The following is an 11,426-nucleotide window of genomic DNA, read 5'->3' on the forward strand; positions in this document are numbered from 1 at the left end:
GGGGCTGCTACGCGGGGTCCGCGGCGCGCCCGGGTGCGTCCGGCCGGCTCTCCTCGATGCGCCGCAGCATCCGGGCCAGCAGGGCCGACAGCACGGCCCGCTCCTCGCCCGCGATGTCCTGGAGCAGTTCCTCCTCGAACACCGCCGCCATCCGCATCGACTCCAGCCACTTGTCGCGGCCGTTCTCGGTCAGCTCGATGATCACCCGGACCCGGTTGGACTCGTCCCGTTCCCGGGTGACGAGGTCCTCGGCCACCATCCGGTCGATCCGGTGCGTCATCGCCGCCGGGGTGAGCCCGAGCCGCTTGGCCAGCTCGCCCGGTCCCAGCCGGTAGGGGCTGCCGGAGACCACCAGGGCCTTCAGCACCTCCCACTCCGCGGACGTGATCCCCAGCACAGTCAGCTGCCGGTCGTAGGCCACCCCCATCCGCCGCGAGACCCGGTTCAGGGTCTGCACGATGGTCTCCACCTGCGGGTCCACCGTGGGGAACTCCCGCTGGTAGACGGCCACCTGCTCGGCGATGCCGAGCTCCCTGGGCTTGGCCGGAGCGGGCTTGTCCGTAGTCATGCGGACCAGTGTCGCACGGGGGCGTGCATCTCTTAAGCCTTTGACTCCACACTCTTCTGGTGCTAAGACTTTATCTCGTCAAACTTTAGCTCTGAAATCTTCTGGACTTAAGAGTATCCAGTCGAATCTCCAAGAAGGGGTGTGCACGGTGACCGGCACGGTGAAGCAGCAGAGGCAGCAGCGACGCGGGGCGGGCGGCCCGCTGCGCCGCGTCCAGATCGGCAACGCGCTCAGCGCGTTCGGCAGCGGGTTCACGATGCCGTACATGTTCGTGTACGTGGACCAGGTGCGCGGGCTCGGCTCGCTGGCGGCCGGGATGGTGTTCACCGTCTTCGCGCTCGCGGCGCTCGCCGTCCTGCCGTTCACCGGCCGCGGCATCGACAAGTACGGCCCCCGGCCTGTCCTGCTGGCCGGCACCGCGCTCGCCGCCACCGGCGCGTTCGCCTTCGGGCACGCCACCGGCACCCCCGCCCTGCTGGTCTCCTCGTTCCTGTTCGGCGCGGGCGTCACCACCTGCCAGCCGGCGCTCGCCACGATGATCGTCCGCTGCTCCACCGCGGCGACCCGGGCGCACGCCTTCGCGCTGCAGTTCACCCTGGTCAACCTGGGCATGGGCATCGGCGCGCTGGTCGGCGGGCAGATCGTGAACGTGGCCGACCCGGCCAGCCTCACCCGGCTGTTCACCATCGAGGCGGCGACCTTCCTCGGCCTCGCCCTGGTCACCGGCACCGCCCGGATGCCCAAGGTCCAGCTGACCGCCGTCCACGGCAAGACCGAAGGCCCGACCGGCCTGCGCGCCCTGGTCGCCGACAAGGCGATGCTGCGGCTCTGCGTCCTCGCCGGGCTGATCTTCTTCACCTGCTACGGCCAGTTCGAGTCCGGCGTCGCGGCCTTCGCCACCGACACCGTCGGCACCGCGCCCTCCACCCTGGGCTTCGCGATCGGCGCCAACGCGCTGACCATCGTCGTCCTGCAGATGTTCATGGTGCGGATCACCGCGCGCCGCCGCCGCACCACCGCCATGGCCGCGGCCGGCGTGGTCTGGCTCGGCGCCTGGACGATGGCCCTCGTGGCCGGCCTGATCCGGACCGAGGCCATGGCCGCCACGGTCGCGATCGTCTCGATCTACGCCCTGTTCGGCGTCGGCGAGTCGCTGCTCGCGCCCACCATGGGCCCGATCGTCGCCGACCTCGCCCCGGCCCGGCTGCTCGGCACCTACAACGCCGGCTACGCCCTGGTGAAGCAGATCGCGATCGCGGTCGGCCCGGCCGTCGGCGTGCTGCTGGTCGGCTCCGGCACCTGGCCGCTCTACCTCGCGGCCATGGCGGGCTCCACCCTGCTGATCGTCGCCCTGGCCCTGCGGCTGCGCCCGCACCTCACGCCGGAGCAGGACAACGCGGCCCCGGCCGTCGTCCACGCGATCCCCGTCCGGGAGCTCCAGACGGCCGCCTGAGCGGGCCCCGACGAACACCGCGCGCACGGGCGCCGACCGGGTCACCCGGGCGGCGCCCGTCGCGCTTGGCTTCGCGACCACCGCCACATAGTGTCAGTGCCTGTCGACCGCCCGGCCCCGGCCGGCACGGCGGTCACTGGCACAGCGGTACACCGGCGAATCGGCGAGGCAATGACGCAAGCGGCGCTCACGCACCCCCCGGCGGCACCGGCCCCGGACCCCGGACCGGCCCCGCGCGGGCCGCTGGTCGCGGCGGCCGACCGGGCCGCGTGGTTCGGCTGGCTCGGGCCGATCGGCGTCGCGCTCTTCGCCGGCCTGCTGCGGTTCTGGAACCTCGGCTACCCCAACGCCTTCGTCTTCGACGAGACGTACTACCCCAAGGACGCCTGGTCGCTGCTCAAGCAGGGCTACGAGGGCAGCTGGCCGGACCACGCCAACGCCGACGTCCTGGCCGTCCCGCAGGGCGTCCCGCTCACCAGCGCCCCGGAGTTCGTCGCCCACCCGCCGCTGGGCAAGTGGGTGATCGCCGTCGGCGAGCAGCTCTTCGGACTGCACCCCTTCGGTTGGCGGTTCATGACCGCCCTGCTCGGCACCGTCACCGTGCTCATGCTCGCCCGGATCGGCCGCCGCCTCTTCGGCTCCACCCTGATCGGCTGCACCGCCGCCCTCCTGATGGCCGTCGACGGCCTCCAGCTGGTGATGAGCCGGGTCGGCTTGCTCGACGGCGTCCAGATGTTCTTCGTCCTCGCCGCGTTCGGCAGCCTGCTGATCGACCGCGACCACGTGCGCGCCCGGCTGGCCGGCGTCACCGACGGCGACACCGTCCGGCTCGGCCTGCGGCCCTGGCGGATCGCCGCCGGCGTGTTCGTCGGCTCCGCCGCCGCGGTCAAGTGGAACGGCGTCATGGTCCTCGCCGCCTTCGGCATCCTGACCGTCCTGTGGGACCAGTCCGGCCGCCGCGCCGCCGGCGCCCGCCATCCCTGGCGCTCGATGCTGCGCCGGGACGCCGTCCCCGCCTTCCTCGCCATGGTCGGCTCCGCGGTCGTCGTCTACGTCGGCGCCTGGAGCGGCTGGCTGGCCAACGGCGCCAACGGCGGCGGCGGGTACGACCGGCACTGGGCCGACGACCGCGCCGGGCTCTCGCCGGACAGCGTCCTCGGCGTCCCGCTGCCGCAGGTCTCGATGAGCTGGGTGCCCGCGCCGCTGCGCAGCCTGTGGCACTACCACTCGCAGATGTACGACTTCAACACCGGGCTGAGCACCCCGCACACCTACCAGTCCAACCCGTTCAGCTGGCTGGTCATGGGCCGCCCGGTCTCCATGTACTGGGAGCAGGTCCCGATCGGCACCCGGGGCTGCACCACGCCCGGCGGCTGCTCGGCGCAGATCCTCGGGCTCGGCACGCCGCTGCTCTGGTGGACGGCCTGCTTCGCGCTCGTCTACCTGCTGTGGCGCTGGTTCTTCCGGCGCGACTGGCGCTCGGGCGCCGTGCTGTGCGCGGTGGCCGCGATCTACCTGCCCTGGTTCCAGTACCAGGAGCGGACGGTCTTCTCCTTCTACATGGTCGTGCTGGTGCCGTTCCTGTGCCTGGCCGTCGCCCAGATGCTCGGCGCGATCCTCGGCCCGGCCGGCAGCACCCCCGAGCGGCGGCGGATCGGCGCGGCGGCGGCCGGGCTGATCGTGCTCGCGATCGTCGGGTGCTTCGCCTTCTTCTACCCGCTCTACACGGCGGAGGTGATCCCGTTGACGTCCTGGCAGGACCGGATGTGGTTCACCAGCTGGATCTGAGCCCGTTGACCGGACGGTCCTGGGCGGGCTCCGCGCTCGCCGCGTCGGGCGGACAACTGCTGCCCGTCACCCCGGTGCTCGGGGTGGTGGCCGCCGTCCTGCTGCTGGCCGCCGTCGCGGTGGCCGGGTGGGGCCTGCTGGGGCACGGGCACGCGGTGCTGCGGGCCGGGCTGCGGGCGGTGGTGCAGCTGGCGGCCGTCGCCGCGGTGATCACCTGGGTGGTCGGCTCCCTGTGGTGGTCGGCGCTGTTCGTGCTGCTGATGTTCACCGTCGCGGTGCGCACCGCCGGGCGGCGGATGACCCCGGGGCCGGGCTGGGTGTGGGCGGCGGCCCCGATCGGCGCCGGGGTGCTGCCGGTGCTCGTCCTGCTGCTGGCCGTCGGACTGCTGCCGCCGAAGGGCCTGTCCGTCATCCCGGTCGCGGGGATCCTGATCGGCGGCGGGCTCACCGCCACCTCGCTCGCCGGGCGGCGCGCCCTGGACGAACTGCGGCAGCGGCGCGGCGAGGTGGAGGCGGCGCTGGCGCTCGGCTTCGAGGAGCGCGACGCCCGGCTGGAGATCTGCCGGACGGCCGCCGCGACCTCGCTCGTCCCCGCCCTGGACCAGACGCGGACGGTCGGCCTGGTGACGCTCCCCGGCGCCTTCGTCGGCATGCTGCTCGGCGGGTCCTCGCCGGTGCAGGCCGGCGCGGTCCAACTGTTCGTGCTGGTCGGCCTGTTGGCGGTGGAGGCGGCCGCCGTCGTGGTGGTCCTGGAGCTGGTCGGGCGCGGGCTGGTGACGGCGGCCGACCTCCCACCGGGTGGGGAGCCCGCCCGGCGTCGGGTAACCTGGACGGCGTTGAAGGGGAGTAGCCCTCCACCGGACCGTCGACATACTGGCCCCCACGGGCCCGGCGCCCGGGGCACGCGGTCGTGAGACCGGTGCCGGCGAGACCTTCGGCCGCAGTGCTGTGACCGTTTCCAGTGCTGTCGGGCCGAGGCGTCCCCTGACGGAGCTGCCGCGGACCGGCGGCCCGACCGAGGGAATCCTCCGATGAGTGTGACCGTAGCCGCGTTGACGTTCGGCATCATCTTCCTGGCCGAGCTGCCGGACAAGACCGCCCTGGCCAGCCTGGTCCTCGGCACGAAGTACCGCGCGAGCTACGTCTTCGCCGGCATCGCCGCCGCCTTCGCCGTCCAGGTGGGCATCGCCCTGGTGGCGGGGCACCTGCTCTCGCTCCTGCCGCACCGCTGGGTCGAGGGCGTCACCGGCGCGCTGTTCCTGGCCGGCGCCGCGATGCTGCTCTTCCACGGTGGCGGCGACGATGACGAGCACGCCGCCAAGGAGCCGTCCTCCAGCAGCTTCTGGAAGGTGGCCGGGGCGAGCTTCGTGGTCGTCGCGGTGGCCGAGTTCGGCGACCTGACCCAGATCATGACCGCCAACCTGGCCGCCAAGTACGCCGATCCGCTGGCCGTCGGCATCGGCTCCTGGCTGGCGCTGTGCGCGGTCGGCGGGATCGCGATCGTGGGCGGGCAGAAGCTGCTGAAGCACGTGCCGATGAAGCTGATCGTCCGCGTCGCGGCGGCGATCATGGTGGTGCTGGCGGGCGTCAGCATCGTCGGGGCCGTCACGGGCTGACGCGCCCGCCCGTTCCGGCTCTCCGGGGCGGGATCGGCTCGCCCTTACCGGGGGCGGATCGGCTCGCCCTTAGCGGGGGGCGGATCAGCTCGCCCTTACCGGGAACGGATCAGCAGCCGGGGTCAGCAGCCCGGGTCCGCGGCGAGGGTGGCCTGGGTCTTGGGACCGTAGACGCCGTTCTCGCCCTTGATCCGGTTGTCGTGCTGGTAGCTGATCAGCACCGACTGCGTCCAGTAGTCGAAGGTGCCGGTGACGATCGACTTGTCGACGAATCCGCACTCGGCGGCGTAGAGCTGCTGCTGCATCGCCTTGACGTCGGCGCCGGCCATCCCGAGCTGCAGGAGACGCGGCGTGGGGGTTGGGGTCGGCGTCGGGGTGGGCGTGGGCGTCGGAGTGGGGGTCGGCGTCGGCGTCGGGGTGGGCGTCGGCGTCGGGGTCGGGGTGTGGGACGGGGTGGGCGTCGGCGTCCTCGTCGGGCTCGGCTTGGCCGTCCGGGTGGCCGTCGGGCTCGGGGTGTCGCTCGTCGGTGCCGCGGCGCTCGGCTGCGGGGCGGGATCGGTGGTCGGGTCCGCCGGCGCGGGGGCGAGCGACGTGGGCGCGGGCAGCGCCTTCTGCGCCGGCGGCGACGAGGGCGTCACGGCGTATGCGAGGCCGACGGTGAGCGCCAGCAGGCCCGCGCCGGCGCCCGCGACCAGCAGCTTGTGCCGGGCGAGCGGGCTCTGCTCGGCCTGCTCGGCGGCCCTCCGCGCGGCCCGGCCGGCGACGGGGGCGGCCTCCGGGTCGGGCTCGGGGGCGGGGTTGTCGAACGGGAAGTAGCCGAGGTCGTCCCCGGGCTGGACGGGCGGGACAGGCGGCATCGCGGTGGTCGCGTAGCCGTCCTGGGCGTACGCGTCGGGCGCGTACCCGTCCGGCGCGTACCCGTCCGGGGCGGCGCCGGGGACGGGCGGCAGCACGGTGGTGGCGTACGCGTCCTGAGCGGGCCCGGGGACGGGCGGAAGCACGGTGGTGGCGTACGCGTCCGCGTCGGGCCCGAGCGGTGGCACGGGCGGGTGCGCGGCCATGGGTGCGGCTGCCGGAGGGCTGTGCGGCGCGGCGGTGTGCGGCGCGGTGTGCGGCGCTGCGGCGTGCGGCGGCTCCTCCGCGACCTGGCCGGCTGCCTGCGGCACGTACGGGCGGACCAGTGGCGGGCCCTCGACGTGCGGGAGGACGGCGGTCTCGTCGAGACTCCGGTCCGGGAGGCAGCCGCACCCGGCGGTGCGTGCGGTGCCGCACGTCGGGCAGTGCTGGTCCGGCATGGGCCGGCCCTCCTCGGATCTCGGTTCGCGGTTCTCGTGCTCTCTGGCGCGCGGCCGGGCGGTCCCGGGTCGCACGATCGGGCCTGATTATGCAGGACGTCCCGGAGGGTGGACAGGGCCGTCCGGCCGTCCGCGGTGGGGTTGTGCCGGTTGGTGGTGGTTGGCACCAGGTGAACGGTCCGTGTTCGGTTGACAGGTGGGGCGCTTACGTTCGGCTCAATCAGGCGGCACAAAGCAGGGCAATTCTGACAGCATGGTGGCTGGGAGTGATCATCCGCCCGGGCCGTCCGCTCCCGCCCGGCCCGCGACCCCACGCAGACGCCAGGAGGCGCCATGACGGACCCGCCGGACCCTCGGGACCCTCCCGCGGCCTTCGGCCGGAGCCCGGCGCCCGAGCCCGGCCCGCCGGCGGTCACCGTCCCCAACCTCTGGGTGCCGATCGGCGCCCTGCTGCTGGCGATGCTGCTCGCCGCGCTCGACCAGACCATCGTCTCCACCGCGCTGCCCACGATCGTCAGCGACCTCGGCGGCCTGGAACACCTGTCCTGGGTGGTCACCGCCTACATGCTCGCCTCGACCGCGGCCACCCCGCTCTGGGGCAAGCTCGGCGACATGTACGGCCGGAAGCGGTTCTTCCAGGCCTCCATCGTCATCTTCCTGCTCGGCTCGGTGCTCTGCGGAATCGCCCAGGACATGGGCGAGTTGATCGCCTTCCGGGCGCTCCAGGGCCTCGGCGGCGGCGGGTTGATGGTGCTGTCGCAGGCGATCGTCGGCGACCTCGTCTCGCCCCGCGACCGCGGCAAGTACCAGGGCCTGTTCGGCGCCGTGTTCGGCGTGACGAGCGTGCTCGGGCCGCTGCTGGGCGGCCTGTTCGTCGACAACCTCAGCTGGCGCTGGGTCTTCTACATCAACCTGCCGATCGGCGTGGTCGCCCTGGTCGTCATCGCGGCGGTGCTGCACGGTCTCGAGGTCAAGCGCGAGCACCGGATCGACTACCTCGGCACCGCGCTGATCGCCTCCGTCGCGACCTGCCTCGTGCTGATGACCTCGCTCGGCGGCACCACGTGGGCGTGGAGCTCCTGGCAGATCGTCGGGCTCGGCGTGCTGGGGCTCGTCCTGCTCGTCGCCTTCGTTCAGGTCGAGCGGACGGCGCAGGAGCCCGTCCTGCCGCTGCGATTGTTCCGCTCACGGACGTTCAGCCTGGTCGCGGTGATCTCCTTCGTCGTCGGCTTCGCGATGTTCGGCGCGCTCACCTACCTGCCGACCTTCCTCCAGGTCGTCATGCAGGTCTCGCCGACCATGTCCGGCATCCACATGCTGCCGATGGTGCTCGGCATGCTGGCCACCTCGATCGGCTCCGGCCAGATCGTCGCCCGCACCGGGCACTACCGGGTCTTCCCGATCGCCGGGACGGCCGTCACCACCGTCGGCCTGCTGCTCCTCTCGCGGCTCGACGAGCACACCGGCACGGGGGAGATGAGCCTGTACTTCCTCGTCTTCGGCCTCGGGCTGGGCCTGGTGATGCAGGTGCTGGTGCTGATCGTGCAGAACTCGGTCGGCTACCAGGACCTCGGCGTGGCCACCGCGGGCGCGACCTTCTTCCGCTCCATCGGCGCCTCGTTCGGCGTCTCCATCTTCGGGACGGTCTTCGCGAGCGGCCTGAAGTCCCGGCTCGCGGACGCGCTGCGTGGCGTGCCGCTGCCGCCCGGCTTCCGTCCCGACGCGATCACCTCCGACCCGCGCGTCGTCAGCCGCCTGCCGGCCGCCGTCCAGACGGCCGTCCACCACGCATACGCCGAATCGATCACCCGCGTGTTCCTGTACGCGGTGCCCGTCGCGGTGGTCGCCTTCGTGCTGTCGCTGTTCCTGCGCGAGCAGACGCTGCGCACCACCGTGACGGCACCGGACCTGAGCGAGTCCATCGGCCTCAATCCGGTGGAACGCTCCTCGCTGGACGAAATCGCCCGCGCCCTCTCGGTGTTGAGCACCCGCGAGGCCCGGCGCGACCTGTTCCGCCGGATCACCGCCACCGCCGGCCTGGACCTGCTGCCCGCCTCCAGCTGGCTGCTCCTCCAGATGCACCAGCACGGCTCCGCCGAGCCGGCCGAGCTCGCCGAACGGCGGGTCGTGCCGATCGCCGTCATCGAGGCGGCGGCCCGCGAGGTCGAGAGCCGTGGGCTGGCCTCGCGCCACGGCGGGCTGCCGCTGCGGCTCACCGAGCCGGGGGAGCAGGCCGCGCTGAAACTCGTCGCGGCCCGGCGCACCCAGCTCTCCGAGCTGCTGGGCGACTGGGACGAGAAGCAGTACGCCGACCTCGCCGACCTGCTCACCCGGCTCAGCTCCGGCCTCTGCGCCGACCCGCGCGACCGCCCCGACCCGGTGGGCGGCCTGGAGCCGCCGTACCGGGGCGAGGGCCGCTCGTTCTGATTCACGGTGCTCCGAACCAGCGCGGGGTGTCGAGCCGGAACGGGTCGCCGGGCGCGAGCAGTCGCAAGTCCTTCTCCATCTGCCGGAGGTGCTCCTCGCCGAGGGTGGCGGACCACTGGGCGCGCAGCTCGTCGAAGATCCGGGCCGAACGGGCGAGGCAGTCCACCCCGCGCGCGGTGAGCCGGACGACCTTGCGGCGGGCGTCGGCGGGGTCGCTGCCGCGCTCGACGTAGCCGAGCTGCTCCAGGTTTTCGACGGTCTTCCCGGCGGCCTGCTTGGACACGCCGAGGCGGCGGCCGAGCTCGACGGCGGTGGTGCCGTGCGGCCCGATCGCCTGGAACACGAAGCCGTGCATCGGCCGCACGTCGGGATGTCCTTCGCGGGCCAGGCGCTCGTGCAGCTCGTCGATGATCGTCCGGAAGGCGAGCAGGAGGCGCAGCGGCAGCTCGAAGCCGGGCGGGGCAGGTTCGCTTGACACGATAGACAACCTCATTGACCATATAGACAACGACATTGTCCATCTTAGGGGGTTCCATCGCCATGCCCGTGATCCGTCACGCCGACGCGCGCCGCACCGAGACGCCGAACGCCGTCATGACCACCTATGCCTCGCCGACCCAGGGCTCAACTGCCCTTGCGATGTGGCATGTCGACATGGGCGCCGGGAAGCAGGGGCCGCTGCACGCCATGGACGTCGAGCAGATCTGGACGCTCCTGAGCGGCTCCGCCGTCGTTTCTCTCGCCGGTGAAGCGCTTTCCCTCTTCGCCGGCGACACCGTCGCCCTCCCGGCCGGTGCGGCCCGCCAGATCTCGACCGAGGACGGCTTCACCGCCATCGTGGCCTCACCTTCACCCGCCCACGCCTACAACCCCGACGCCGTCACCCCGGAGGGAGCCTGCGGGATGGCACCGAAGGACGACGAGCGGGTGCTCCCGCCGTGGATCGCGTGAGGTGTAGGAGACTTCTCGAAGCACCCGAGAGAAGGAGCAGCATGTCCGTCGTCAAGATCAACGTCCTGACCGTCCCCGCCGAGCAGCGCGAGGTGCTGGAGCAGCGCTTCGCCTCCCGCGCCGGCGCGGTGGAGAACTCCGACGGCTTCGAGTGGTTCGAGCTCCTGCGCCCGGTCGAGGGTACCGACCAGTACCTGGTCTACACCCGCTGGCGCAGCGAGGAGGACTTCAAGGCCTGGATGGAGGGCCCGATGCAGGCCGCCCACCGCGGTGCCCCCGCCGAGGGCGGCGAGGCCCCGAAGCGCCCGGCCGCGTCCGGCTCCACGCTGTGGTCCTTCGAGGTCGTCCAGTCGGCGGGCCCGAAGGCCTGAGTGGTCGTTGAACGAGCGGCGCGCCCCGAGCTCTCGGGGCGCGCAGCTTCGCTGTGGGAGGAAGGTTCGTGGGCCGAGGTCAAGCCCGCGCGCGGGCGGGTACCTCCCGGGCGAGGACGAGCGCGGCGGCACCGAGAAGGCTCCCGGTGATCCGGCGCTGCCACGTGGCCCATGCCGGGCGGCTCTTGAGCAGGCCGGCGATCGACCCGGCCGCGAGCACGATCAGCCCGTTCACGGTGAGGCCCACCGCGATCTGTACGGCGCCGAGGGCGAACCCTTGGGCCGTGGTGTGGCCGCGAGCGGGATCGATGAACTGCGGGATGAGCGCGAGGTACAGGATGGCGACCTTCGGGTTGAGCAGGTTGGTGATCAGCCCCATCCGCAGCAGCCTCCAGTGCGAATCGCGCTGGAGGCCGCGTGGCTCGAACAACCCGCGGCCTCCCTGCCTGAGTGTCTGCCAGGCCAGGAAGGCGAGGTAGGCCGCGCCGGCGGCCTTGAAGCCGATGTACAGCCATGGGACGGCAACGAAGACCACCGCCAACCCCAGGTTGGCCAAAGTCATGTACACAAGGAAGCCAACCGCAGTCCCGACCAGCGAGACAAGCCCGGCCGCGCGGCCCTGGCTGACGCTCCGGGACACCAGGTACACCATGTTCGGGCCCGGCGTCAGCGCCATTCCCAGTTCGACCAGGGCCATTCCGCCGGCTGCCGCCGATGAGATCATCACACGCGCCACCCTGTCAGACGCGGCGCACCGGACGTCACCCGGCATCCGACCAGCGGTGCTCCAGGCGGTGACGGCGCGCACCCCGGGCCGGGTCGAAACGCTGCATCCGGGGCAGTTCGGTCACAGTGGTGGGGCGGGGGGGGACGCGCGGGCGCACACAAACTGGAAAGAGCACCGCCCAACAGGACCGCGCCCCGGGCGGCCCGGCCGGGGGGGGGGAGGAGTGTTAG

At 72.6% G+C, this 11,426-nt stretch carries 11 protein-coding genes; 7 read left to right on the forward strand and 4 right to left on the reverse strand.

The features are described 5' to 3' along the window. Positions 1-7: 7 nt before the first annotated feature. Complete coding sequence (locus ACFVU9_RS03030) at positions 8-568, reverse strand: MarR family winged helix-turn-helix transcriptional regulator (protein WP_380493505.1); 561 nt, start codon at positions 566-568, stop codon at positions 8-10. A 160-nt stretch (positions 569-728) separates the two neighbouring features. Between ACFVU9_RS03030 and ACFVU9_RS03035 the strand changes: the two genes are divergently transcribed. From ACFVU9_RS03035 to ACFVU9_RS03050, 4 genes are all read left to right on the forward strand, one after another. Beyond that, a complete protein-coding gene (locus tag ACFVU9_RS03035; RefSeq protein WP_387589279.1) occupies positions 729-2,021 on the forward strand; it encodes an MFS transporter in 1,293 nt (430 codons plus the stop codon). A gap of 171 nt (positions 2,022-2,192) precedes the next feature. Next, a complete protein-coding gene (locus ACFVU9_RS03040; protein WP_387589281.1) occupies positions 2,193-3,809 on the forward strand; it encodes a dolichyl-phosphate-mannose--protein mannosyltransferase in 1,617 nt (538 codons plus the stop codon). Between the two features lie 56 nt (positions 3,810-3,865). Beyond that, on the forward strand, positions 3,866-4,723 hold the full coding sequence (locus ACFVU9_RS03045) for an ABC transporter permease (protein WP_380439448.1): 858 nt from the start codon (positions 3,866-3,868) through the stop codon (positions 4,721-4,723). A gap of 117 nt (positions 4,724-4,840) precedes the next feature. Next, on the forward strand, positions 4,841-5,425 hold the full coding sequence (locus tag ACFVU9_RS03050; protein WP_380439397.1) for a TMEM165/GDT1 family protein: 585 nt from the start codon (positions 4,841-4,843) through the stop codon (positions 5,423-5,425). Between the two features lie 122 nt (positions 5,426-5,547). Here ACFVU9_RS03050 and ACFVU9_RS03055 read toward each other — a convergent pair whose 3' ends face one another. Further along, the gene (locus ACFVU9_RS03055) at positions 5,548-6,720 is read right to left on the reverse strand and encodes a peptidoglycan-binding protein (protein ID WP_387589283.1); all 1,173 of its coding nucleotides are present in this window, start codon (positions 6,718-6,720) and stop codon (positions 5,548-5,550) included. 333 nt (positions 6,721-7,053) lie between these two features. On the opposite strand from ACFVU9_RS03055, the gene ACFVU9_RS03060 reads away from it, so the two are divergent. Next, positions 7,054-9,147, forward strand: coding sequence for an MFS transporter (locus ACFVU9_RS03060; protein ID WP_380506462.1), 2,094 nt, complete (start codon positions 7,054-7,056; stop codon positions 9,145-9,147). Position 9,148: 1 nt separating this feature from the next. On the opposite strand, the gene ACFVU9_RS03065 is transcribed toward ACFVU9_RS03060, so the two are convergent. Beyond that, positions 9,149-9,625, reverse strand: a complete 477-nt coding sequence (locus tag ACFVU9_RS03065) for a MarR family winged helix-turn-helix transcriptional regulator (protein WP_380493516.1) — start codon at positions 9,623-9,625, stop codon at positions 9,149-9,151. A 62-nt stretch (positions 9,626-9,687) separates the two neighbouring features. Here ACFVU9_RS03065 and ACFVU9_RS03070 point away from each other — a divergent pair, with 62 nt between their 5' ends. After that, positions 9,688-10,098, forward strand: a complete 411-nt coding sequence (locus ACFVU9_RS03070) for a cupin domain-containing protein (protein WP_387589288.1) — start codon at positions 9,688-9,690, stop codon at positions 10,096-10,098. A 41-nt stretch (positions 10,099-10,139) separates the two neighbouring features. Next, positions 10,140-10,469: an antibiotic biosynthesis monooxygenase family protein gene (locus tag ACFVU9_RS03075; protein ID WP_380439407.1), complete on the forward strand. Its 330-nt coding sequence runs from the start codon at positions 10,140-10,142 to the stop codon at positions 10,467-10,469. Positions 10,470-10,548: 79 nt separating this feature from the next. On the opposite strand, the gene ACFVU9_RS03080 is transcribed toward ACFVU9_RS03075, so the two are convergent. Beyond that, the gene (locus tag ACFVU9_RS03080) at positions 10,549-11,193 is read right to left on the reverse strand and encodes a LysE family translocator (RefSeq protein ID WP_380493547.1); all 645 of its coding nucleotides are present in this window, start codon (positions 11,191-11,193) and stop codon (positions 10,549-10,551) included. Between the last annotated feature and the right edge of the window lie 233 nt (positions 11,194-11,426).

It is taken from the genome of Kitasatospora sp. NPDC057936, from assembly GCF_042887525.1.
In the GTDB taxonomy this organism is placed as follows: Bacteria; Actinomycetota; Actinomycetes; order Streptomycetales; family Streptomycetaceae; genus Kitasatospora.

What these genes read in the sequence shown, in the direction of transcription:
- ACFVU9_RS03030 (WP_380493505.1), bottom strand. Translation starts at nt 568, where the DNA reads ATGACTACGGACAAGCCCGCTCCGGCCAAGCCCAGGGAGCTCGGCATC.
- ACFVU9_RS03040 (WP_387589281.1), top strand. Translation starts at nt 2,193, where the DNA reads ATGACGCAAGCGGCGCTCACGCACCCCCCGGCGGCACCGGCCCCGGAC.
- ACFVU9_RS03050 (WP_380439397.1), top strand. Translation starts at nt 4,841, where the DNA reads ATGAGTGTGACCGTAGCCGCGTTGACGTTCGGCATCATCTTCCTGGCC.
- ACFVU9_RS03055 (WP_387589283.1), bottom strand. Translation starts at nt 6,720, where the DNA reads ATGCCGGACCAGCACTGCCCGACGTGCGGCACCGCACGCACCGCCGGG.
- ACFVU9_RS03060 (WP_380506462.1), top strand. Translation starts at nt 7,054, where the DNA reads ATGACGGACCCGCCGGACCCTCGGGACCCTCCCGCGGCCTTCGGCCGG.
- ACFVU9_RS03070 (WP_387589288.1), top strand. Translation starts at nt 9,688, where the DNA reads ATGCCCGTGATCCGTCACGCCGACGCGCGCCGCACCGAGACGCCGAAC.
- ACFVU9_RS03075 (WP_380439407.1), top strand. Translation starts at nt 10,140, where the DNA reads ATGTCCGTCGTCAAGATCAACGTCCTGACCGTCCCCGCCGAGCAGCGC.
- ACFVU9_RS03080 (WP_380493547.1), bottom strand. Translation starts at nt 11,193, where the DNA reads ATGATCTCATCGGCGGCAGCCGGCGGAATGGCCCTGGTCGAACTGGGA.